Below are 22,647 nucleotides of genomic sequence, written 5' to 3' on the forward strand. Positions count from 1 at the left end.
CTTGCGGTCGGGGCGTCATGCTCGAATCACCACCGAATGACGCCGGACCGCCTGGGGAGACGAGCCGACGCGAGACGGGGGAACCGAGCGCCACTGGGGATGGGCGGAAGGACGAGGGCGGCGCGTGGGGGGACGCGCCGCACCTCGCCCGGGCTCGCACGCATGGCCGCTTCTGGGGAGCGGCCATGCGGCGTCTCCGCGACCGGTCCGACCGGGATGGCGACCGCGGCCGCCCGGACGATCCGGCTGACGCTCAGCTCGTCCGGCGCGCCGTTCGACGGCCGACGGCGACGAGCGCGGCACCGAGGAGGAGCAGGATTCCGGCGGCCAGCGTCGCGGCACTCGCGTCAGCACCGGTCACGGGCAGCCCGCCTCCCCCGGCCGGACGCGCCGGCGGGGGCGTCGTGCTCGGCGGCGTCGGAGTGGGCGTCGCGGCCGCGGCGACGACCACCTGGATCGTGAGCGGATCGCTCGTGCCGCCGTCCTTGTCGGTCGCGGTCAGCGTCGCCGTGTACGTCCCGGCGGCCGCGTAGGTGTGTGTGTACGGCGGATCGGCGGGCCCGGTGTCGGTGATGACGGCGGAGCCGTCGCCCCAATCCACGGTGTAGACGAAGTCGGCGGCCATGTCGGCGGCCGACGGGTCGTCGGCGCCGACCTTGATGGTGAACGGCACCCCGGCCGTCGCCGTCAGCGCACCCGTCACCACCGCGTCGGGCGCGGTGTTCACCACGTCGAGGACGGCGGTGGCGGTTTCTGCCCGGGCGCCGACCGTCACCCTGAGCGCGATGGTGTGCGTCGACGGGCCGTCGTCGATGCCGAGGGCCTCGAGCTGCGTCCAGGTCAGGGTCGGGGCCGGCCCGCTCGCGTCGGTGAAGTCGCCATCGGCGTCGAGATCCCACGCGTAGTCCGCCTCGGGGGTTGATCCCGAGCCGTCCAGCGTGAGGCTGCCGCCCTCGGCGACCGAGTACGGACCGCCGGCGTCCGCGACGACGGGTTCGAGCACCGACTGCTCGACATCGTCGGCGCTCGCACCCAGGGCGGCGGTGCCGGAGTATGCCGCGCTGATCGTGTGCGTGCCGGCGGCCAGCGCATCGGTCGTGAACGTCGCCGTGCCCGTCGCATCGACCGTGACCGTCGCGAGCGTGGTCGCGCCCTCCGCGAACGTGATCGACCCGCTCATCACCGGCGAACCGCCCGCCGTCACCGTCGCGGTGAACGTCACCGGATCGCCGACCTCCGACGGAGTGAGGCTCGAGCTGAGCGCCGTCAACGTCGGCACGACGTCCACAGTCTGATCCAGGCCGGCGCTGCTCGTCGCGAACACCGCCGTGCCCCCATAGGTCGCCGACACCGCATGAGCGCCGGCCGCCAGCGCCGCCGTCGTGAACGTCGCCGTGCCCGTCGGGCCCACCGCCACCGTCGCGAGCGTGGTCGCGCCGTCCGCGAACGTGACCGACCCGCTCGTCACCGGCGAGCCGCCCGCCGTCACCACCGCGGTGAACGTCACTGGATCGCCGACCTCCGACGGATTGAGGCTCGAGCTGAGCGCCGTCGCGGTGGGCACGACCTGTACGACCTGCGAGAGGCTCGCGTCGCTCGCCCCGAAATCCGGGGTTCCGGAGTAGTTCGCCGTGATCGCGTGGGTCCCCACCGCGAGCGCGCTCGTCGTGAGACTCGCCTGACCGGCACCATCGATCGGCACGGCGGCGAGCGTCGTCGCACCGTCGGCGAACACGACGGACCCGGCGGTGACGGGCGCGCCGCCCGAGGTGACCGTGGCACTGAAAGTCACGGACTGTCCGAAGGTCGACGGGTTCAGACTCGACGCCAGCGCCGTCGTCGTCGCACTCAGGGTCGTGATGGTGAGGCACCAGCCTCCGCTGATCGACCCGGCGTCGCCGGAGGCGTCGTCGACCACCCACAGGCTCCAGACGCCGTTGGCGCTCGCACCGTCGAAGGTCGACAGCGCGGTCGCCCCACTCGGTGACGGCGCCGGCGCCGGGAACGCGGCATCCGGCACATCCGCGTCGTCGTCCGTCGGGCGGAACGTTCCCGACACGAGCGGTGTCGGCACGGCCGTCGCCGCCGCGTCGGCGAAGGTGACCGTCGCGCCGCTGACGGCCGAGGTGCCGCCGACGTCGCTCATCAGCACCAGGTTGGTCGCCGGCGCCGGCCCTGACAGCATGACGTCGACGTCGACGGGCACCTGATGCGACAGGCCGTTCAGCGTCGCGGTCACGTTGGTGATCGGTGCGGTGAGGCCCGAGACGGTGATGTTCGACGGGTAGGGCGACGACGCGCCCTGACCCGGGATCGTGAGCGGTCCGGTGTTGCAGAAGGTGTTGCCCGTCACCGTGGTCTGGTTGTCGACGCGCTGCGACACCGAGCCGTTGCTCGTCAGGAAGCCGGTGCTGCCCGAATAGGTGCCGACGATCAGGTGGGTGCCCTCCGCCAGCGCGGTCGTCGTGAGCGAGGCCGTGCCCGAGGCATTGACGGCGACGGGACCGCCGATCGTCACGCCGTCGGCGGTGAACGCGACCGTCCCCGTCGTCACGGGGCTCCCCCCGCCCGTGACCGTCGCGGTGAAGGTGACCGGGGCGCCGGTCGTCGACGGTGAGCCCGAGGTGGTGACGGTCGTGGTCGTCGTGACCGCCGCCACCTCCGTGGTGATCACGAGGCTCCATCCGCCCGCCATCTGGCCGAGGTCGCCCGTCGCGTCGTCGACGATGAAGAGCTGCCACGTGCCGTTGGGGTTGATGCCGGTGAACGCGCCGGCGAGGGTCGTCTGCGCCGACGGCGAGGGCGCGGGTGCCGGGAACGAGTCCGGCCCGCTGCCGTTCGTGGGGCGATACGTGCCCGTGGGCACGTTGCCGGTGGGCACGCCGCCCGCGGCCGCGTCGTCGAAGGTCAGCGTGGCGTTGGTCGAGAACGTCAGCGATCCGCTCGGCTGGTCGGCGTCCGACAGTACGACCAGGTTGGCGCCGGTCGGGGCCACGACCATGGCGTCGACGTCGCCGAGCGAGGCGTGGCTGAGGTCGTGGAACACCACCTGCACCTTGGTGACGGCGCCGTTCATGCCCGCCACCGTGATCGCCGACGGGTAGGGGTTGGCCTCGCCGGTCTGGTCCGCCGACCCGGCGGCGGGGATGGCGATCGCCGACGTGTTGCTGAAAGTCGTGGGGCCGTCTGCCTGAGCAAAGGACGGCGCGGCGACCACGCCGAACAGGGTCAGGGCGATGGTGACGGATGCCGCCACCCACCGTCGTGCGGATCGTCGGGGCGCGGCGGCCCCGCGCGCGACATCGTAACCGGCCACTTCTCATACCCCCGGGGAGAGACCCGCCTCGCGTCGTTGGGAAAAGGCGAGGTCTGGTGGACATTGTCCTGTTGAGGGCACACTATGACTGCGATCGGCCCCGTGTACAGACCTCGGTCTCGGTTGCGCCTCGGGGGGAGGCCGTTTTCAACTGTTTGGAGTACACGTGGACCCTTTCATCGGCGAGCTTCGCTGCTTCGGATTCAACTTCGCGCCCGTCGGCTGGGCGCTGTGCAACGGCCAGCTCCTGGCCATCCAGTCGAACACCGCCCTCTTCTCACTCCTGGGCACGATGTACGGCGGCAACGGGCAGACGACGTTCGCCCTGCCCGACCTGCGCGGCCGCACGTCGCTCGCCTTCGGCCAAGGGCCAGGGCTGACGAATCGCACCCAGGGCGAGCTCGGCGGCAACGAGACGGTGACGCTCACCTCGGCGACCATCCCGGCGCACTCGCACACCGTCGCGGCGTCGTCCACGCCCACGACGAAGAATCCCAGCGGCGCTTTTCCGTCGGTGACGGCGGCGGGCTCGTCGTACGGCACGCCGGGAGACCTGCAGATGAACGCCGGGATGATCGCCGGCGGCGGCTCGGGCCAGCCGCACGAGAACATGCAGCCCTATCTGGTGCTCAACTGGTGCATCGCGCTGGAGGGCGTCTATCCCTCGCGGGCGTGAGCGAGCGTTCGCGACATCGAGTCCATTGAGCGGACACCGCACCACCCCCGTCCGCCCGAGTCGGCGACAGGCGGCCGCACGGTCGCGATGCCTTCGGGAAGTCGCAGACGCTCGCGTCGAGGGTTGCGGGCCGGAAGTTGTCGGTCACGCCCGACGGAAACGACAAAACCCCCGAAAGCCGGGGGTCCTGATCTGTAGCGGGAGCGGGGCTTGAACCCGCGACCTCACGATTATGAGTCGTGCGCTCTCACCAACTGAGCTACCCCGCCATACGCATCCGACGGTCACGATGTGGATGCTGCGAGCCCCGAGTCAGGATTGAACTGACGACCCCTTCCTTACCATGGAAGTGCTCTGCCACTGAGCTATCGGGGCGTGCTGCCTGCGAGCAGGCAACTAGAAGAGGATACCAGAGCCGCGGCATCCATCCGAACCGGCTCAACCCACGGTGTGGGTCCCGTCGGTGTACGTGCGCAGCCACGGCATCGGGTCGATGGCCGTGGTGCCGTTCTTGAGGATCTCGAAGTGCGTGTGGGCGCCGTAGGAGCGTCCGGTGTTCCCCGTGCGGCCGAGCATCGTGCCCACGGTCACGTGCTGGCCGGCGGTGACCTGCAGCGAGCCGTACTGCATGTGGGCGTAGTGGCTCGACACCAGCTCACCGTCGACGATGTGGTCGATGATGACGTGCACGCCGTAGGCGCCGCCCGCTTCGGACGCGACCCGGACGGTGCCGTCGGCGATCGCCTGCACCGGCGCGCCGGCGCCGGGGGTGAAGTCGATGCCTTCGTGCATGCGGCCGGAGCGCATGCCGAACCCGTACGACATCGTCACGCCGACCGCGAAGGGCCACTGGACGTTGGAGTTCGGGTTGTTGTGGAAAAGGTTCGAGAAGTTGCGGATGCCCGCCTCAGAGGCGAGCTGCGCCGTCGTCGTGGTCGAGTACGTCTCGGTGCGCTGCAGGGTGTCGCTCTGCGCGTCGACGGGGGCGACGTAGGCCTGGATCTCGTCCTCGTCGATCACGGGCAGCGAGCTGTCGCCGGATGCCACCACCGAGAGCGACGCGTCGACGCCGCTGACCGCGGCGACAGCCTCGGCGGGCGTGGTCATGCCGACGGCCATGAGACCCACGATGCCGAAAACGCCCACCGAGAACGAGGCGGTCGCCGCCCGCTTGAAAGCGGAGCCGCGGCGTGCGGCCGAGCGGCGGGGGGCGGTGTGCGTCGCCGGCTCGGCCTCGGCCGCCGGCCCGGACTCAGTCGCGGACTCGCCGGTCGCCTCGGCAGCGGCCTCTTGGACGGGGGTCTCGGCGGTGAACGAGAACAGTCGCGCTGCGGCCTCGAATTCGTCGATTCCGGATGCCGGGGGCGCGGGGATCGGGCCGGTCAGGGGCTCGATGCGCTCGGTGCGGGGCCGCTCGGCACGCGGGCGGGACGCCCGCGCTGCGGCGGGCTGCTCAGCGGCGGAGGCGGTGACCGTCGGCGCCGACTCCATCGGCGCAGCCTCGGCGTGAGCCGCCTGCGCGACCGGGGCGGGCGCCGGCGTGGTCTCGACCAGCGGCGCCGTCGTGGCGGCGGTGGCCGCGGCCTCGGCGACGAGGAGCTTGGCGAACGACTCGGCCGCCCAGGTCGACGGAGTGCCGGACGACGTCGACGACTCCGCCGGGGACGGCTCCGCCAGGGCGGTCGCGGTGGCGGTCGTGGGCGCCTCCTCGGCCGCGGGCTCGAGCAGCTCGAACGGCTCGGCGGGCGCGAGCACCGTGTCGAGAAGCGGCGCGGGCTCGGCGTGCGTGGGCAGCTCGGCGGCGAAGGCGGCGGCCGGCCGCTCGGGCTCGGCCGGCGCCACGGGTGCGATCGACGGCTCGGCGACGACGCGCTGCTCACCGGCGAGGGCGCGGCGCGAGCGACGACTGACGGGCGCCTCGGCCGGGGCAGCGGATGCCGCAGCCGCGGTACGCGGTCGCGCCGGCGGCGTGGATGGCGCGACGACCGGTCCACCGGCGGCGGGCACGGTCACCGACGACGGCGCGGGCGCCTCAGGCAGAGCCCCGGCCTCAGCGGTGACGGACGGTGCCGCCGGCGCCGACGAGGCCTCGAGCACGGACGGAGCCGGAGCGGGCTCGACCGGCCGGGTCGCGGCATCCGGTCGCTTGCTCTCGGCGGGACGATTCCACACGACTGCGGGACGCGTCGGAGCTGTCGTCGCGGCCTGTCGACGCGCATTGGCGCGGCCTGCCCCCGGGGTCTCCGGCGTCGCCTGGACAGGCGTGGCGGAGGTGCGGCTGGATCGGCGCGTGGGCGCGGGCTCAGCCATGGGGGCGTCGAAAGGCAAAGCGGGGGGAGGCTCTCGTGTCGTGCCGCGAGGGCTACGCGGCAAGGCGGTCGGTTCGGGCTATGTCCACCCTCGCCATTCGGGCGGCGAAGGTAACGATCGGGTAAACACTATCCCGGGCGTCCTGAGAATGCCATGTACGGCACCCATTTCATGACGCGCGTTTCGTGAGGATTGAATGAGAACCGCTCGATCGCTGAGGAGCGGCACCTCGAGAGGTCGCCGGATCAGTTCAGTCCGGCCGCCGCGGCGAGGCGGTCGAAGATCGCCGGCGTCGCCGCGACGATGAGCGGCGCCCGAGGCGATCCGTCGGGCTCGGCGCGACCGAAGCGGCCGCCGGCCTCGGTCACCAGGAGCGCGCCCGCGGCGTGATCCCACGGGGCGAGCCCGCGCTCGAAGTAGCCGTCCAGCCGGCCGGCGGCGACGTATGCCAGATCGAGCGATGCCGCGCCGCCGCGACGCAGATCGCGGGCGAGTTCCGGCATGACCCGGCCGATGAGGTCCAGATCACCCGGCCGGGTCGCGGGGTCGTACCCGAAGCCGGTCGCGAGCAGCGCCCCCGCCGGGCCGACCTCGGCGTTCACGGCGATCCGGCTCGCGCCGAGCCAGGCGCCCTCCCCGCGGGCCGCGTGGAAGACCTCACCGCCGACGGGGCTGTGCACGACGCCGGCGAGCGCCTGCCACTCCCCCGGCGTGGGCTCGCCGCTCACCGCGGCGATGCTGACCGCGTACGTGGGGATGCCGTACGCGTAGTTGACCGTCCCGTCGATCGGGTCGACGACCCAGGTCACGTCGCTGGTGCCGCGCTCCGCCCCGGACTCCTCGCCGAGGAATCCGTCATCGGGTCGCTCTGCCGCCAGGCGCGCGCGGATGAGCGCCTCCACCTCCCGGTCGGCCTCCGTCACGATGTCGGCGAGGGCCGACTTCGTCGCCGCGATGGCCACGCCGGCGTCGCGACGCACGCGGGCCAGCTCTCCGGCTTCGCGGGCGATGTCGATCGCGAGGGACTCGAGGTCGTGTGCCAGGCTCATGCCTCCACGCTAACGTCCGCGGGCGCGCACGGCCGATCGCCCGGACGGCGCCTGGTTAGCCTGGGCGCATGACGATCGCCGCTCGATCCCGCACCTACGACGTCGCCATCGTCGGCGGCGGTCACAATGCACTGGTCGCCGCCGCCTACCTCGCACGCGCCGGGCGATCGGTCACCGTGCTCGAGCGCCTGGATCATGTCGGCGGCGCCGCCGTCTCGGAGGGCCCGTGGGCGGGCGTCGACGCCCGGCTGTCGCGCTACTCGTACCTCGTGAGCCTCCTCCCCCGCCGCATCATCGACGATCTCGGGCTCGACATCCGCCTGCGCCGGCGCCGCTACTCGTCGTACACGCCGGATCCGGCAGACCCGTCACGCGGCATCCTGATCGACACCGCGGATGCCGCGGCCACCGCCGACGCCTTCGCCCGCGTCACCGGAGACAGCGGTGAGGCGGCGCGGTTCGCGGCGCTGTACGACCGCCTGGCTCCCCTCGCCCGGCAGCTGTTCCCGTCGATGATGGAGCCGCTCCGACGGCGGAGCGTCGTGCGGGCGGAGCTCGGCGACGACGGGCTGTGGACCGACCTCTGCGAGCGCCCGCTGGGCGAGCTGCTCCGGGCGTCGCTCGACACCGACCTCGCTCGCGGCGTGGCGCTGACCGACGGACTCATCGGCACGTTCGCCTCGGCAGACGACGAGAGCCTGCGGCAGAACCGCTGCTTCCTGTATCACGTGATCGGCGGGGGCACCGGCGACTGGGACGTGCCGATCGGCGGGATGGGTCAGGTCACCGCCGAGCTGGCCCGTGCCGCCGCCGCGGCGGGCGCAGAGCTGCGGACGAGCGCCGAGGTGGTCGCCGTGTCGCCGGACGGCGAGGTCGAGCTCGGCGACGGCGGCCGCGTCCATGCCCGGCTGGTGCTGAGCGGGGTCGGCCCGGCCGTGCTCGAGCGACTTCTCACCGCGGGCGGCGCGGGCGGCGCCGACGGCGGCGCGCCGGTGCCGGAGGGCGCGCAGCTCAAGGTCAACATGCTGCTCCGCCGGCTCCCCCGCCTGCGCGATACGCGGGTCGCGCCGGAGGCGGCGTTCGCGGGCACCTTCCACGTCAACGAGACCATGACACAGCTCGACGAAGCGCATGCCGCCGCACGCGACGGCCGCGTGCCCGACCCGCTCCCGGCCGAGATCTACTGCCACTCGCTGACCGACCCGTCGATCCTCGGCCCCGAGCTGCAGGCGTCGGGGGCGCAGACGCTGACCCTGTTCGGTCTGCAGGTGCCGCACCGGCTGGTGGCCGGGAGGGATCCGGATGCCGCGCGCACGACGCTCCTCGCCGCGGCTCAGCGCTCGCTCGACAGCGTGCTGGCCGAGCCTCTCGCCGATTGCCTGTACGAGGCGCCGGACGGCACGCCCTGCGTCGAGGCGCGGACGACCGCCGACCTGGAACGCTCGCTCGGGATGACGGGCGGCGACATCTTCCACGGCCCGCTGTCGTGGCCGTGGGCCGATGACGACGAGCCGCTGGACCATCCGGCGCGGCGCTGGGGCGTCGCCACGGCGCACGAGCGGGTGCTGGTGTGCGGCTCGGCGTCTCGGCGCGGCGGCGCCGTCAGCGGCCTCGGCGGACATAGCGCGGCGATGGCGGCGCTCGAGCTTCTCGCGATCTGAGCCGCACGACGAAGCCGCGTCGCTCCGGGAGGAACGACGCGGCTTCGAGAGGTCAGGGGCGCGGGGGCAGCGGCGGGGGCGGCGGGTACCCTTCGTAGCCGGGCGCGACGGCCGGCGGCGCCGGCGCCGCAGGCGCGGGCGGCGCGGCAGGCTGTGGAGCCGCCTGCTCGACGGGCGCGAAGACGTGCGCGCCCGGCGACGGGTAGCCGGTGTAGTAGGCGTTCCAGTCGGGCGACCCGTCGGGCAGCATCGGCAGCGGAGTGAGTCCGTCCACGAAGGTCGGCCAGGGCAGCAGCTCCTGGGATGCCGGCGCGGCGGGCGCCGCAGGAGCGGCGTGCGGCGGCGTGAGGGCGCCCGGCGCGGCGACACCCGGAGCCGGGTGACCGGGCGCGGCGGCCGGAAGCTGTGACCGCACCGAGGCGGCGGGCGCCGGGTAGCCGGGTGCGGGCGCGCCGGGCACCGGGTATCCGGGCACAGGGTACGCGACGTGCGCCTGCGGCCGCTTGGGGGCGAACAGGACGTTCATCAGCGGCACGAGCGCCGTGCCCACCGCGGCGAGGATCGCGATGGCGACGACGATCCGCCAGTAGAGGTCGGAGAGGTTCAGCCACTCGCCGAAGGCGAGCGGGATGATGAGCATCGCCGCGAGGCCGACGACCAGCACGATCGTGACGATCGCGACCGAGCGCGTGAACATCGTGTCGTAGCGCTGCAGCGCCTTGAGGTACAGGCGCACATGCAGCAGCACCAGCTGCAGGATGAGCACGATCAGCAGGAACTGGACGAACCGCGCCACCCCGAGCCCGACGTAGGCCACCGGCATCCAGACCATGAAGGCGCCGAGGAGCAGCGCGATGATCCACGACCCCATGCTGGCCAGGGCGAACCACGCCGGCCGTCGCGGCGCGAGGTGCGCGTCGAGGATCGCGACCCCGGCGAACGCGACCAGCAGCAGGATGGTGAGGAACGCGCGTCCGACGAAGTCGTTCGAGGGCCCGATGAGCACCCACACGACGCAGACGATCGCCGCGGCGATGAGGGCCCCGATCGCGACCCAGATCGCCGCCCGCAGCAGCCGCGAGGTGGAGGCATCCGTCCGCACCTTCTGCGGGTGCGGAGCGGAGGTCGCATACGGGTCGGGCGCGGTCATGGCGTTCCTCTCGTGACACGGGCGGGAGCCTGCAGGCCCATCCTGGCACGCACGCCCGCTCGCCGCAGACGGGCGACCCGGCGATGGGGAGAAACGCGAAACGCGCCCCGCAGGCGGGGCGCGTTTCGCGATGGTGGCGAGTGAGGGATTCGAACCCCCGAAGTCTAAGACGGCTGATTTACAGTCAGATCCCTTTGGCCGCTTGGGTAACTCGCCAGGCGCGCCCGTCCGACTTTTCCAGACGACCGGAGGCGCGATCCACCATCTTACGCGTAGTTTCCCGAGGTCAGAAATCGGCCGGGACGAGCGCCCGGCAAGGCCCCCGAGCGGCCGCCGCTACGTGCCGATGCTGTCGAGATCCAGGCCCGTCAGCGCGCTCGGCGTGCGCAGCAGCGCACCCTCGAACCGGCAGGTCGCGGCCGCGGCATCCATCGCCGTCTGCAGCACCGTCTCCCACCCGTCGGCCGTCTTCGGTGCGCCCTCGAGCAGCGCCGCGACGGTTGCCGCGAACGCGGCGTCGCCGGCGCCCATCGTGTCGACGATGCGACCGGGCAGATCCGAGACCGGCCGCGTCACCACGATCTCGCCGGCCTCGATCGTGGCGCCCGCCGCACCCTCGGTCGCGAGCACGGCGTCGGCTCCGAGGTCGATGAGTCTCGCGCGGAGGACGTCGAGACGGTCGTCGTAGAGCAGCCCGGCGTCGTCCTCCCCCACCTTGACCAGGGCTGCCCCGCCCGCCAGGCGCTCGAAGCCCCGCACGAACTCCTCCCTGTCGCGCATCATGCCGGTGCGCGGGTTGGGGTCGATCGCGAACAGCGCCGCGTGCCGTCCTTCGCCCTGGGCCCGTTCCCGGGCGGCCGCCATCGCCTCCACGAGCTCGGCGGTCTGCTCGGGATCGTCGCACGCGAAGCAGCTGACGACGATGGCGGCGGCATCCGTCATCGCCTGGCGCTCGGCCTCGCCGAACCGGATCCGCCGCTGCTGCGACGCCTCGTTGAACTCGTAGGTCGGCTCGCCGCCCCCGGTGCGGGTGCTCACCGCACGAGCCGTGCCCAGCAGCGACGGCGTCGCGATGAGCTGAACGCCGAAGTCGGCGAGGTAGCGCCGCACGCGTGAGGCGGGCTCGTCGTCGCCGAGCATCGCGACGAGCGTCGCAGGGACGCCGAGCCGTGCGAGCCCGACCGCGACGTTCAGCGCGGCGCCGCCGACGAACTCGCGGACGCCGTGGTCGTCGCGGAGCTCGTCGATGAGGGCATCGCCCACCACGACGACGCTCATCGCCGGGCTCCGGCCGTCTCGAGCACGCGGCCGACGAAGGCCTCGGTGCGACGCCGCGTGCCGTCGATCTTCAGATCGACGCTCGCCCGCACCTCGCTCGGAGCCAGGGGCGGTGCGAGACGCACGTTCTCATGGCACGAGAGGTCGGCGCAGATGTACGTGCCGACGCTGTCGCCCTGCGCGCCGGCGTCGCCCGCCTTGCGCGCGGTGTACATGACCACCTGGTCGGCCGGCTGCATCGTGTGGCACAGGTTGCACATCGCCGCCCGGGCACGCGACGACCCTTCGGCGGCGCGCAGCACGATGCCGGCCGGCTCGCCGTCGACCTCCGCTACGACGTAGCCGCGACCGCGCGTGCGCGGGTCGCGCCAGGCCAGGAAGTCGAGATGGTCCCAGTCGGTGAGGACGAAGTCCGCGGGCAGGGCGACGAGCCGGAGCTCGTCGGTCGATGCGTTCAGGAAGGACGAACGCAGCTCTTCTTCGGTCAGTGGGCGCATGGCACCTCCTCGCCCGCCCAGTCTACGAACGGCGGATGCCTCCGCCACCCGCTTGCGTGCGCGCGGGTGAGGGAGGCATCCTTCGTCGTGGCGTGTCAGGCGGACGCCGCCGGCGCGGCGGTGTCGTCCAGGCGGTCGGCCGGCGCCTCGTCGTCCGCGGCGGAGCGATCGCGGATGAGGAAGCCGAAACCGAAGGCGATGAAGAACATCAGCACCCCGTAGACCGCGGCGGGAAGCGAGAGCTCGACCGAGCCGAGCACGGTCTGCGCGATCACGATCGCCAGCGTCGCGTTGTGGATGCCGATCTCGAACGACGACGCGACCGACTGCCGCTTGCCCACCCGGAACAGCCGCGGCGCGAAGTACCCGACCGTCAGGCTGATGAGGCAGAACACGATGGTGATGAGCGACAGGCGTCCGAAGTTCTCCAGCAGCAGGTCCCAGTTCTGCGCGACCGCGCCGGCGATGACGACCACGAGGATGATGACCGAGGCGATGCGCACGGGCTTGTCCATGGCCTTCGCGAAACGGGGCCAGAAGCGGCGCACGATCATGCCGAGCGCGACGGGCAGCAGGACGATCGCGAACACCTCGAGCGTCTTCGCCCACTGCAGCCCCAGCTGGTCGTCGAACGGGTTGAAGTAGAGGATCGCGAGGTTGGTGATGAGCGGAAGCGTGAACACGGCGATCACCGAGTTCACGGCGGTGAGCGAGATGTTCAGGGCGACGTCGCCGCGGAAGAGGTGGCTGTAGAGATTGGCGGTGGTGCCGCCCGGCGACGCCGCGAGCATCATCATGCCGACCGCGAGGATCGGCGGCAGCTGGAACGCCAGCACGAGCCCGAAGCAGACGAGCGGCAGTATCAGGAGCTGGCACAGCAGCGCGACGATCACCGCCTTCGGCTGCTTGAGGACGCGGGCGAAGTCGCCGACGGTGAGGCTCAGCCCGAGGCCGAACATGATGATGCCGAGGGCTACGGGCAGCCCGATGGTGGTCAACGCTGACATGGGACTCAGTGTGCAGGAGAGCGCGATCCCGTGTCACGCGTTCTCCACAGCAGGTCAGGCGGACTCGACGTCCTCGGCGGGCGTCGCCTGGTCGGCCGACGCCACGCCGCGCGACACCTCGTCCGCGTGCACCACGGCGACGGGCAGCGGCGCCGGCACCGCGACGCCGGCGAGGCGCCACACCGCGAACGCCGGGCCGTCGGCCGACAGCAGCGCCGAGCCGTCGTCGGCGATCGCGAGCACGGCGTCGCCCCAGACCGCCTCGGCCGCCGCGGCCACGGGCAGCGCACCAGGCGGGATCGCGGCATCCGCGTCGCCCTTCGACGCCAGCACGAGCAGCGTCTCGTCGGCGGACTCGCGCACGAACACGACGGTGTCGTCGTCGACGTGGATCCAGCGGAGTCCGCCGGTCGACAGGGTCGGGTGCGCGTGGCGCAGCGCGATGAGCTCGCGGTAGAGCGCCAGACGCTCGGCTACCGCCGGCTCGGCCTCGGTGCCCCACGGGATCGGCGTGCGGCTCGCCTCGCCGTCGATGCCGGTCAGGCCGTACTCGTCGCCCGCGAACACGACCGGAAGGCCCGGCAGCGTCACCATCAGACCGACCGCGAGCGGGATGGTGCCGGGCCCTGCGTTGGTCGCGAAGCGGGCGGTGTCGTGCGTGTCGAGCGGCTGCATGTTGCCCAGCCGCACCCGCCACGGGATGCCCGCGGTGAACCGCACGACGGCGGCCGCGAACTCCGCCGCGGTGTAGCGCGGGATGCCGCCGATCGGCTGCGTGAAGAACCAGGGCTCGGTCTGCTCCTCGCCGAACGCGTCGAGGTACGGCGCGTTCGTCGGCTCGGACAGCCAGCCCCACAGCGGGCGCGTGAACGACGGGTACGTCATGGCGCCATGCCAGCCGTCGCCCTGCAGATCGCTCGCGGCGTCGTTGGTCGACTCGCCGAGCAGGATCGCGTCGGGGTTGATCTCGAGCATCGTCCGGCGCAGCAGCTGCCGCACCTCGGCGTTCAGGTCGACAGATCCGAGGCGCCCGGTCATGTTCGCCACGTCGATGCGCCACCCGTCGGCGGAGTACGGCGGCTGCAGCCACTTCGCGACGACCGAGTCCGGACCGTCGACGAAGCGCCGACGCAGCTCGTCCGACGACCAGTCGAACTTCGGCAGACTCGCGTGCCCGAGCCACGAGACGTACTCGGTGTTGGCGGCATCCGTGAAGTAGTAGAACTCCTCCTCGCGCGCGCCGGGCGTGCCGAGCGCCGCCTGGAACCACTCGTGCCGGTCACCCGAGTGGTTGCTGGTGAGATCGCCGATGACGCGGATGCCGCGGGCATGAGCCGCGTCGATCAGCCGTCGGTACGCCTCGTCGCCGCCGAGCAGCGGGTCGACCCGGTCGAAGCTCGCCGCGTCGTAGCGGTGGTTCGACGCCGCCGGGAAGATCGGCGTCAGGTAGAGGAGGTTGACGCCGAGCGAGACCAGGTGGTCGAGCTTCTCGATGACGCCGTCGAGGTCGCCGCCGTAGAACTGCTGCGATCGGGCCGGCATCACCGGGTCGACCGGCGTGTCCCAGCTCGCCGGGATCGCCCAGTCCGGGGTGGGACGCTCATCGGCGAGCGCCGAACGCGCGAAGCGGTCGGGGAACACCTGGTACATCACGGCCTCGCTGAGCCACGCCGGCGGGGCGGGGTGGGCGACGAGGGCGAAGTCCTCGGCGTCGAGCGTCTCGAGGGTGTGCAGCCCGGACTGGTTCAGCCACTCCACACGACCGTCCTCGTGCACCAGCACCCAGCGGTACCCGTGCCGCGGGTTCCGCACGGTCACGGGGGCCTCCCACCACTCCCAGCCGTCGATCGTGCCGAGGGACGCGGCATCCGTCCACTCCGGCTCGTGGTCGGGATTGGAGCGCGTGCGCACCGCGGCCAGCGGCCCGTAGCCCGACGGCACGCGCAGACGCAGCGTCACGACGTCGCCGAGCGACGGGGCGAGGTCGGACACGTACAGCGGCGAGCCGTCGTGGTGCGGGGCGAGGGAGGTCACACGCGGGCCTTTCGTCGGTGGCGGAGCGCAGGCACCCCTGGATCATGGCAGAGCGGATGCCGCGGCAGGCCCGAGGGCGCGTGCCGTGGCATCCGCTCAGCGGGTGCAGGAGTGCGTCAGCCCTTGGTGGCGCCGGCGGTCAGGCCGCCCACGATGTACTTCTGCAGCAGCAGGAACAGCACGACGACGGGGATCGCCGCCATGACGGCGCCTGCCGAGAACGCGGCCCAGTCCGCGTAGCGCGGGTTCGACACGAGCTTGGTGAGGCCGACGACGAGCGTCTGCTTCTCGGGGTCGATGAGCATGACGCTCGCGATCACGAACTCGTTGACGATGCCGATGAACGACAGCAGGCCCACGACCGCGAGGATCGGCGCGACCAGCCGCAGGATGATCGTGAAGAAGATGCGGGCGTGGCCCGCCCCGTCGATCTTCGCCGCCTCGTCGAGCTCCTTCGGGATCGTGTTGAAGAAGCCGTACATGAGGTACGTGTTCACGCCGAGCGCGCCGCCGAGGTAGATGAGGATCAGGCCGCTCAGGGTGTTGAGGCCGATCGCGGGGAACCAGTCGCCGATCGAGCTCATCATGAGGAAGATCGCCACGACGGCGAGCAGCTGCGGGAACATCTGCACCACGACGATCGTGACGAGGCCCACGCGACGGCCGGTGAACCGCATGCGCGAGAAGGCGTAGGCGGCGAGCGCGCCGATGAACACCATCACGAAACCCGTGACCGTCGCCACGATCAGCGTGTTCAGGAACCACATCGGATAGGGCACCTTGGGATCGGTCAGGATGCGCACGTACGCGTCGAAGCCGATCTGCGAGAACAGCTGGTTGCTGCCCGTCAGGGTGCCGAAGGGGTTCAGCGACGCCGAAAGCACGTACAGCAGCGGGAAGATCGCGAACACCGAGGCGACGATCGCGACGAGGTGGCGCCAGCCGGTGTCGCCGAACCAGCGGCCGAACGAGCGGCGGCGCGCGGGCTTCTCGGGACGGGGCGAGGCGCCCATGCCCGCCGTGGCGGTCTCGAACTGCTCGGCGGTGCCGCCGGCGAAGATCGCGAGCGTCGTGTTCTGCGCGATGCTCTTGTCGGGGTGAGGGAGGCGGTCCTGGGGCTCGGCCATGTCAGTTCAGCTCCTCGAGGGCCTTGGTCTTGCGGAAACTGATGATCGCGATAGCGGCGACGACGATGAAGATCAGGATCGTGAACGCCGAGGCCAGACCGTAGTCGCGGTTCTGCCCCGTGAAGGCCACCTTGTAGACCATCGAGATGAGGATGTCGGTGTGCCCGACCGGGATCGACACGTCGGAGAAGCGCGGCCCGCCGTCGGTGAGCATGTAGATCAGGTTGAAGTTGTTGAAGTTGAACGCGAACGACGCGATCAGCAGCGGCGTGACCGTCACCAGCAGCAGCGGCAGCTTGATGCGGCGGAAGATCTGCCACGGGTTGGCGCCGTCCATGACGCCCGCCTCGTTGACCTCTTCGGGGATGCCCTGCAACGCGCCCATGCACACCAGGAACATGTAGGGGAAGCCGAGCCACAGGTTCACGATCAGCACCGACACCTTGGCGAGCCAGGGGTCGGTGAGCCACGGGATGGACGCGCCGCCGAAGAGCACCTGGTTGATGAAGCCGAAGCTCTCGTTCATCATGCCGGCCCAGATGAGCGCCGACAGGAAGGCTGGGAACGCGTACGGCAGGATCAGCATGATCCGGTACCCGTTTTTGAACCGCATGCGCTTGTTCTGGAACACCAGGGCGAGCAGCAGGCCGAGGAAGAAGGTCGAGGCGACCGAGATCGTGGCGAAGACGAACGTCCACGCCGTGACCGCGAGGAGCGGGCCGCGGATGCTCGTGTCGGTCAGCGCACGCACGAAGTTGTCGAAGCCGACGAACACCTGCCAGCCGGGCAGCAGCTGCTCCCCCGACTCCGAGGTGAATGCGCCCTCGCCGTTGTCGACGTAGACGGTGCCCGTCGTCGTGTCGGTCATCGTGTCGGCCTCGGGGTCGTACTCGAGGGTCGACGTGTAGAGGTAGCCCTTCTGGCCGTCCTGGGTGCGGATCGCCCCGTCGTTGGGGTCGTCGCTGTACGCCACGGCGAGCTGCTCGATCTCGTTGCTGCGCGAGAGCACATCGGCGAACGAGAGAGTGGTCCAGCCGTCCACGGCGACGGCCTTGCCGCCCTCCATGGTGGCATCGACCGGCTCGAGCGGACGGGTGTTGGTTCCGAGCGACGCCTCACCGTCGGTCGGATCGGTCACGAGCAGACCGAGCTCGTTGAAGCCCTCGACGACGGCGACGTCGAAGGTCGGCGAGTCCTCGACGCGCACGAGCGACGAGCGCATGAGAGAGGCGATGGCCTGATCCTTCGAGCCGTTGTGGCCCGTGCCGTAGTTCGTGAAGCCGATATAGGCGGTGTAGAGGAGCGTGAAGATCTGGAAGAGGACCAGGAGGATGATGCCCGGCGCGAGGTACTTCCCGGGAATCTGCTTGCGCGAGAAGTAGATCCAGTTGACGAGGATCGTGACGGCGGTCACCAGGCCGAGGACGAGCCACTCGCTGTGCACGAACAGCACGAAGACGGCGTAGAGGGCGACGGCGTCGACGACCGCCAGCAGCGCGATCTTCAGCACGAGCCAGCGCATGCGGCCGGACGCGGCATCCGCCATCCGAGAGGCACTCCGCTGGCGCGGCGTCTGCGGCGGGGCCTTCTCGTCCGTCGCGGCGGGGACTGTGTCGGTCATGGGGTCGTCCTCATCATCGGGACCGGGACGGATGCCGCGGCATCCGTCCCGGTCGCGTGTCGCGGTCGTGCGGACCGCAGGGTGTTACTGGATGGCGGCGGTCACGTCGTCGACGAGCTTCTGCCACGTCGCCGTCGGGTCTTCACCGTTGATGATGGCGGCCTCGGCCACGCCCCAGAACTGCCAGACCGAGCCCATGGCCGGGATGGCGGGCATCGGCACCGCGTCGGCGCCGACGGCCTGGAAGCCGGCGATGATCGGGTCGGATGCAGCGGTGTCGGCGGCGACGGTCAGGGCGGGCAGGATGTTGCCGGCCTTGAACAGCTCGAGCTGGACGTCCTCGGTGCCGATGTAGTTGACCAGGAAGTCGTTCGCGGCGACCTTGTTGTCGGACTCGGAGCTCACGAAGAAGCCCTTGACACCGGCGAACGGCGACGCGACGGCGTCGGTCGGGCTGGGAACCTGGTCGATGGCGACGTTGATGCCCGCGTCGGTGGCGGTGCTGACGTTCCACGGGCCGGTGAGCCAGAACGCGGCGTCACCCTCGAGGAACGCCGTCTTCGCGATGTCGCCGTCGATGTCGGTGTTGAAGTTGCCCGCAGCGCCCTGCGCGCCGAGCCAGTTGGCGAACTCGAAGCCGCCCGGGTCGCCCAGCATGAGGTCGCTCGGGTCGTAGTTGCCCTCGGCGTCGGTGCCGAACACCGGGGCGCCGAACGCCGTCTGGAACGGGTACAGGTGGTACGGGTTGCCCTCGGCGCCCTGCTCGACCACGAACGGCGTGGTGAGGCCGGCGGCCTGGCCCTTGGCGATCATGTCGTCGAAGCTCGTCGCGGCCTCGGGGACGAGGTCGGCGTTGCGGAGGATCGCGATGTTCTCGACCGCGTACGGGAGCATGTACGTCGTGCCGTCGTAGTTCGACGCCTGCAGGGCGACGGGGAGGTAGTCGGCCGAGGTGTCGCCGAGCTCGATGGGGGCCACGACACCGTTGGTCGACAGCTCGCCCAGCCAGTCGTGCGCACCCATGACCACGTCGGGGCCCTTGCCGGTCGGCGCCTGCTGGATGAAGTCGTCCTTGATGTCGGCGACGTCCTTGCCGACGAGGTCGACCGTGACACCGGTCTTCTCGGAGTATGCGTCGGCCGCGCCCTTGAGCGCGTCCACGCGCTCTGCGTCGACCCAGACGGTCAGCGTGGTGCTCGCGTCGTCGCCGCCCTCTTCGTTGGCGGAGTCGTCGCCGCCGCCCGCGCAGCCGGCGAGGATGATCGACGCCACGGCGAGACCGCCGAACGCGAGCCAGCTCTTCTTGTTCACCTTCATCGGTGCAGTGCCTCTCTGGAGTGCTGAGTGAGTCCGGCCGCCCTGCCGGTCGCGACGGTGCGGGTTCGACTCTCGCCTGCGATTGCAAGCGCTTACATTCTGCAACACGACTGCGGGGTTGGCAACACGGGCCTCCGATCGATACCCGGCTGTGATTTTCCGGCTCCGCGGGCAAACGCTTCCACTGGCGGGCCCTGTGGAACCGCTTGCAGGCAGGCGCGCGCCGCACTCCTCGAAGCCGCCCGCCGATAGAATGCCCGGCATGGCAGATTCCTCGTTCGACATCGTCAGCAAGGTGGACCACCAGGAGGCCGACAACGCTCTCAACCAGGCCCGCAAAGAGGTGGAGCAGCGTTACGACTTCAAGGGCACCGGCGCCTCCATCGAGTGGAGCGGCGAGGCCGTGCTCATCAAGGCCAACTCCGAGGAGCGCGCCAAGGCGGTGCTCGACGTCTTCCAGACCAAGCTCATCAAGCGCGGCATCTCGCTGAAGAGCCTCGAGTCGGGCGACCCGGTGGCCAGCGGCAAGGAGTACCGCATCACCTCGACCATCAAGGACGGCATCTCGTCCGAGAACGCGAAGAAGATCTCGAAGATCATCCGCGACGAGGGCCCCAAGTCGGTGAAGTCGCAGATCCAGGGCGACGAGCTGCGCGTGCAGTCCAAGTCGCGCGACGACCTGCAGGAGGTGCAGCGCCTGCTGAAGGCCGCCGACCTCGAGGTCGACCTCCAGTTCGTCAACTACCGCTGACGCGAGCGGTCGGAGGAAGCCTCCGCCCTCACGGAACGCCCCGGCGGCGCGGGCCGGTCAGGTGCCGCAGAACGTACGGTGACGTGGGGTCCCGTCCGGCGCAGGCCATCCGAAGCGCCGGTACTCGCTTCCGGTGCGCTCGGTGAACGGGTCCCTGAGCAGCTCGAGCAGGTGCGCGAACGGCCCGAGGTCGCCGTCGGTCGCGGCTTGCAGCGCCTCTTCGACGAGGTGGTTGCGAGCGATGTAGCGGGGGTTCACGGCACGGATGAGCGCGGCATCCGGCGCGAGCGCGCGCCACCGCCGCAGCCAGGCGTCGAGTTCCGGCACCGGCCCCAGGAATCGGGCGCGCACCGCGCCCTCGTCTCCCTCAGCCGCCGTCGCGAGGTCGCGCCAGAACCCCGTGAAGTCCACCCGGTGCTCGGCGAGCAGTACGAGCACGTCGTCCGCGAGCTCGTCGACTCCGGCCGCGCCGCGAGCGAGACCGAGCTTCGCACGGAAGGCGTCGGCCCGCCGGCGCCGGTACTCGGCATCGAAGCCGGCGACGATCTCCGTCGCGACTTCCTCACCCGCCGCCAGATCGTCGGCGAGCAGCGGAGTCAGCGCCTCACCGAGCCGCTCCAGATTCCACCGCATGATCGACGGCTGCCGGTCGTAGGCGTAGCGCCCGACGCGGTCGATCGAGCTGAAGAAGGCTCCCGGCTCATAGGTGTCGAGAAAGGCGCAGGGCCCGTAGTCGATGGTCTCGGCGGCGACGAGCACGTTGTCGGTGCTGAGCACGCCGTGCACGAAGCCGAGGCGCATCCAGTGCGCCGTGAGCGCAGCGACCGCGCCGACGACCTCTTCGAGCAGGGCACGATACGGATGCCGCGCCCCGACCGCCTGCGGATGGTGCCGTGCGATGACGTGGTCGGCGAGCCGGCGCAGCAGCGCCTCGTCGCCCTGCGCGCGCACGTACTCGAACGAGCCGAACCGCACGTGACTCGCGGCCGTGCGCGCCAGGACGGCGCCGGGGAGCGCGGTGCCGTCGCGTTCTCGCAGTCGGCCCGTCGCGACGACAGCGAGCATGCGGGTCGTCGGGACCCCCAGGGCGTGCAGGGCCTCCCCCATGAGGAACTCGCGGAGCATCGGTCCGACGACCGCGTATCCGTCGACCCGCGACAGCGGGGTGGGCCCGATGCCCTTGAGGTGCACATCGCGCAGGCGGCCCCGGCGATCGCGATGCTCGCCGAGGAGGGCGGCGCGCCCGTCGCCGAGGATCGGTGTGAAGACGCCCCATTGGTGCCCGGCGTACACCTGTGCGACCGGTGGCCGGTCGTCGGGGAACGACTCCCCGGTGAGGAACCGCACCCCCTCCGCGGAGGCGAGGTAGGCCGGGTCGAAGTCCAGGTCGCGCGCGACCTCCTCGCCGAGCACGAGCAGCCGGGGTGCCACGGTGCGCACGGGGGCGACCGGGCGGGACAGCTCCGGAAACGAATCAGCCCAGTGCCGCTCGAGCCGGGGCGGCTCGGCGGGCCGCTGCGGAGCGAGGCCGGTCGTGGTGGGGGACGCGGCATCCTTCGTCATGACGTGTGCCTGCTCACTCACGACCTCCGGCGCAGCACGGCCTCTCGGCGGTCACCCCGCAACAGGGGCGTCGATGCCCAGCGCACGCTCCAGCACAGGCCACTCGGTGTCGAGCCACGCCTCGACGACTTCTGCGCGGCGGTCGGTCTCGGACGCCGGGAACGCGATGCCCCGCGTCGGTGTGGATGCGCCGAGCTCGACGAGCAGCGGGCGGAGGCCGTGCTCGACCGCGAGCGCGTGCGCCGGCGCCCCGATCGTGAGGAGCGGAATCGCGGTCACACCGCGCAGTTCCCCCGCCGCGAAGCGGTCGAGGAATGCCTTGAGCAGGCCGGTGTAGGTCGCCTTGTACGTCGGGCTCGCGACCACGATGAGCTCGGCCGCCGCCACCCGGCGCCTCAGCTCGTCCACCGTGTCGTCGGGAAAGCGGAAGAGGAGCGGCGCGACGTCGGCGAGGTCGATCGTCTCGCTCACCCGAGCCCCGGATCGCGCGGCGATGCGCCGGGCGACCTCCTCTGCGACCAGGCGCGTGCGCGACGAGGGCTGGGGGTTCCCGACCAGGACGACGATGTTCGACATGCCCCCATGCAAGCCGATCGGAGGGCTGTCGGCACCGGGAAGAGCGTCGTGCGCCGTCGTATGACGGCGCGTTTCCTCGTGTTTCACGCCGACCCTGCCCTGGTCGGGGAGCCGCGCCTACCGTCGTGCCATGACCGCTCTCCCCAGTGTCTCCGCGACCGATCAGCATCCCGCGACGCGTTCGATCTGCGGCGCGATCTCCCCGGTGGAGTTCCGCGCGCTGTTCCGCGGGCACCCCAGCGGCGTCGCCGTCATCACGGCGACCGGCCCCGGCGGTCCGGTCGCGCTCACTGCGTCGTCGGTGTCGTCGGTCAGCGCCGAGCCGCCGCTGCTGGTGTTCTCGGTGTCCTCGATCTCGTCGTCGACGCCCACGATCCTCGCCGCCGACTCTGTGGTCGTGCATCTGCTCGACGCCGACGACATCGACCTCGCGCGCCTCGGTGCGACGAGCGGCGTCGACCGCTTCGCCGACGTCGAGTCGTGGGCGCCGCTGCCGACCGGCGAGCCGGTCTTCCGGGGAGTCCGGGCGTGGGTGCGCTGCGCCGTGGTCAGCCGTATGGACGCCGGCGGCTCGACGGTCATCGCCGCCCACGCGGTGCAGGCGCACATCGCGCGGGACGAGCCCGACACCGCGGGCAGCGGTGCGCTGGTCTACCACAACCGTGGCTGGCACCGGCTCGGCGACCACTCCCGCGTGGGCTGACCCCCGAGCCA

Annotated in this window: 17 protein-coding genes and 3 tRNA genes; 4 read left to right on the top strand and 16 right to left on the bottom strand. The window is 71.3% G+C overall.

Annotation, left to right across the window (positions count from 1 at the left end; all coding sequences use genetic code 11):
* Positions 1–253: 253 nt before the first annotated feature.
* On the bottom strand, positions 254–3,316 hold the full coding sequence (locus R8Z57_RS02970; protein ID WP_318352260.1) for a beta strand repeat-containing protein: 3,063 nt from the start codon (positions 3,314–3,316) through the stop codon (positions 254–256).
* A 166-nt stretch (positions 3,317–3,482) separates the two neighbouring features.
* On the opposite strand from R8Z57_RS02970, the gene R8Z57_RS02975 reads away from it, so the two are divergent.
* The gene (locus tag R8Z57_RS02975) at positions 3,483–3,992 is read left to right on the top strand and encodes a phage tail protein (RefSeq protein WP_318352261.1); all 510 of its coding nucleotides are present in this window, start codon (positions 3,483–3,485) and stop codon (positions 3,990–3,992) included.
* 195 nt (positions 3,993–4,187) lie between these two features.
* Here the strand turns inward: R8Z57_RS02975 and R8Z57_RS02980 are convergent.
* The 4 genes from R8Z57_RS02980 to R8Z57_RS02995 form a co-directional block, all read right to left on the bottom strand.
* Positions 4,188–4,261 (bottom strand) — tRNA-Met (locus R8Z57_RS02980).
* Between the two features lie 34 nt (positions 4,262–4,295).
* Positions 4,296–4,367, bottom strand: a tRNA-Thr gene (locus R8Z57_RS02985).
* 63 nt (positions 4,368–4,430) lie between these two features.
* Positions 4,431–6,164 carry a M23 family metallopeptidase gene (locus tag R8Z57_RS02990; protein WP_318352262.1) on the bottom strand — a complete coding sequence of 578 codons (1,734 nt, stop codon included), beginning with the start codon at positions 6,162–6,164 and terminating at the stop codon, positions 4,431–4,433.
* 383 nt (positions 6,165–6,547) lie between these two features.
* Positions 6,548–7,351, bottom strand: coding sequence for an inositol monophosphatase family protein (locus R8Z57_RS02995; protein WP_318352263.1), 804 nt, complete (start codon positions 7,349–7,351; stop codon positions 6,548–6,550).
* A 68-nt stretch (positions 7,352–7,419) separates the two neighbouring features.
* On the opposite strand from R8Z57_RS02995, the gene R8Z57_RS03000 reads away from it, so the two are divergent.
* Entirely contained in the window at positions 7,420–9,012 is a 1,593-nt protein-coding gene (locus R8Z57_RS03000; RefSeq protein ID WP_318352264.1) for an NAD(P)/FAD-dependent oxidoreductase, read from the top strand.
* 52 nt (positions 9,013–9,064) lie between these two features.
* Here the strand turns inward: R8Z57_RS03000 and R8Z57_RS03005 are convergent, their stop codons facing one another.
* From R8Z57_RS03005 to R8Z57_RS03045, 9 genes are all read right to left on the bottom strand, one after another.
* Positions 9,065–10,162, bottom strand: a complete 1,098-nt coding sequence (locus R8Z57_RS03005; RefSeq protein WP_318352265.1) for a hypothetical protein — start codon at positions 10,160–10,162, stop codon at positions 9,065–9,067.
* Positions 10,163–10,293: 131 nt separating this feature from the next.
* A tRNA-Tyr gene (locus R8Z57_RS03010) sits at positions 10,294–10,378 on the bottom strand.
* Between the two features lie 120 nt (positions 10,379–10,498).
* Positions 10,499–11,440, bottom strand: coding sequence for a PfkB family carbohydrate kinase (locus tag R8Z57_RS03015; protein ID WP_318352266.1), 942 nt, complete (start codon positions 11,438–11,440; stop codon positions 10,499–10,501).
* Complete coding sequence (locus tag R8Z57_RS03020) at positions 11,437–11,937, bottom strand: FBP domain-containing protein (protein ID WP_318352267.1); 501 nt, start codon at positions 11,935–11,937, stop codon at positions 11,437–11,439. Before R8Z57_RS03020 ends, R8Z57_RS03015 begins: the two co-directional genes overlap by 4 nt.
* A gap of 95 nt (positions 11,938–12,032) precedes the next feature.
* Complete coding sequence (locus tag R8Z57_RS03025) at positions 12,033–12,944, bottom strand: bile acid:sodium symporter family protein (protein ID WP_318352268.1); 912 nt, start codon at positions 12,942–12,944, stop codon at positions 12,033–12,035.
* Positions 12,945–12,998: 54 nt separating this feature from the next.
* Entirely contained in the window at positions 12,999–14,978 is a 1,980-nt protein-coding gene (locus tag R8Z57_RS03030) for a glycoside hydrolase family 13 protein (protein ID WP_318352269.1), read from the bottom strand.
* Between the two features lie 116 nt (positions 14,979–15,094).
* Positions 15,095–15,991 (bottom strand): sugar ABC transporter permease, encoded by an 897-nt coding sequence (locus tag R8Z57_RS03035; RefSeq protein ID WP_318352715.1) that lies wholly within the window; start codon positions 15,989–15,991, stop codon positions 15,095–15,097.
* A gap of 115 nt (positions 15,992–16,106) precedes the next feature.
* Positions 16,107–17,726 (bottom strand): maltose ABC transporter permease MalF, encoded by a 1,620-nt coding sequence (gene malF, locus R8Z57_RS03040; protein ID WP_318352270.1) that lies wholly within the window; start codon positions 17,724–17,726, stop codon positions 16,107–16,109.
* A gap of 84 nt (positions 17,727–17,810) precedes the next feature.
* A complete protein-coding gene (locus R8Z57_RS03045; RefSeq protein WP_318352271.1) occupies positions 17,811–19,043 on the bottom strand; it encodes a maltose ABC transporter substrate-binding protein in 1,233 nt (410 codons plus the stop codon).
* Between the two features lie 262 nt (positions 19,044–19,305).
* Here R8Z57_RS03045 and R8Z57_RS03050 point away from each other — a divergent pair, with 262 nt between their 5' ends.
* Positions 19,306–19,794 carry a YajQ family cyclic di-GMP-binding protein gene (locus tag R8Z57_RS03050; RefSeq protein ID WP_318352272.1) on the top strand — a complete coding sequence of 163 codons (489 nt, stop codon included), beginning with the start codon at positions 19,306–19,308 and terminating at the stop codon, positions 19,792–19,794.
* Positions 19,795–19,851: 57 nt separating this feature from the next.
* Here the strand turns inward: R8Z57_RS03050 and R8Z57_RS03055 are convergent, their stop codons facing one another.
* Together R8Z57_RS03055 and R8Z57_RS03060 are read right to left on the bottom strand one after the other, a co-directional pair.
* Positions 19,852–21,378, bottom strand: a complete 1,527-nt coding sequence (locus R8Z57_RS03055) for a protein adenylyltransferase SelO (RefSeq protein WP_318352273.1) — start codon at positions 21,376–21,378, stop codon at positions 19,852–19,854.
* A 30-nt stretch (positions 21,379–21,408) separates the two neighbouring features.
* Positions 21,409–21,933 carry an NAD(P)H-dependent oxidoreductase gene (locus R8Z57_RS03060; RefSeq protein WP_318352274.1) on the bottom strand — a complete coding sequence of 175 codons (525 nt, stop codon included), beginning with the start codon at positions 21,931–21,933 and terminating at the stop codon, positions 21,409–21,411.
* A 130-nt stretch (positions 21,934–22,063) separates the two neighbouring features.
* Between R8Z57_RS03060 and R8Z57_RS03065 the strand changes: the two genes are divergently transcribed.
* The gene (locus tag R8Z57_RS03065) at positions 22,064–22,636 is read left to right on the top strand and encodes a flavin reductase family protein (protein ID WP_318352275.1); all 573 of its coding nucleotides are present in this window, start codon (positions 22,064–22,066) and stop codon (positions 22,634–22,636) included.
* The last annotated feature ends 11 nt before the right edge of the window (positions 22,637–22,647 follow it).

It is taken from the genome of Microbacterium sp. M3 (assembly GCF_033548675.1).
Classification (GTDB): domain Bacteria; phylum Actinomycetota; class Actinomycetes; order Actinomycetales; family Microbacteriaceae; genus Microbacterium; species Microbacterium arthrosphaerae.

Coding starts and splice junctions, on each gene's coding strand:
- R8Z57_RS03015 (WP_318352266.1), bottom strand. CDS start 11,440: ATGAGCGTCGTCGTGGTGGGCGATGCCCTCATCGACGAGCTCCGCGAC.
- R8Z57_RS03050 (WP_318352272.1), top strand. CDS start 19,306: ATGGCAGATTCCTCGTTCGACATCGTCAGCAAGGTGGACCACCAGGAG.
- R8Z57_RS03045 (WP_318352271.1), bottom strand. CDS start 19,043: ATGAAGGTGAACAAGAAGAGCTGGCTCGCGTTCGGCGGTCTCGCCGTG.
- R8Z57_RS03060 (WP_318352274.1), bottom strand. CDS start 21,933: ATGTCGAACATCGTCGTCCTGGTCGGGAACCCCCAGCCCTCGTCGCGC.
- R8Z57_RS03025 (WP_318352268.1), bottom strand. CDS start 12,944: ATGTCAGCGTTGACCACCATCGGGCTGCCCGTAGCCCTCGGCATCATC.
- R8Z57_RS03065 (WP_318352275.1), top strand. CDS start 22,064: ATGACCGCTCTCCCCAGTGTCTCCGCGACCGATCAGCATCCCGCGACG.
- R8Z57_RS03000 (WP_318352264.1), top strand. CDS start 7,420: ATGACGATCGCCGCTCGATCCCGCACCTACGACGTCGCCATCGTCGGC.
- R8Z57_RS03035 (WP_318352715.1), bottom strand. CDS start 15,991: ATGGGCGCCTCGCCCCGTCCCGAGAAGCCCGCGCGCCGCCGCTCGTTC.
- R8Z57_RS02995 (WP_318352263.1), bottom strand. CDS start 7,351: ATGAGCCTGGCACACGACCTCGAGTCCCTCGCGATCGACATCGCCCGC.
- R8Z57_RS03005 (WP_318352265.1), bottom strand. CDS start 10,162: ATGACCGCGCCCGACCCGTATGCGACCTCCGCTCCGCACCCGCAGAAG.
- malF (WP_318352270.1), bottom strand. CDS start 17,726: ATGACCGACACAGTCCCCGCCGCGACGGACGAGAAGGCCCCGCCGCAG.
- R8Z57_RS03020 (WP_318352267.1), bottom strand. CDS start 11,937: ATGCGCCCACTGACCGAAGAAGAGCTGCGTTCGTCCTTCCTGAACGCA.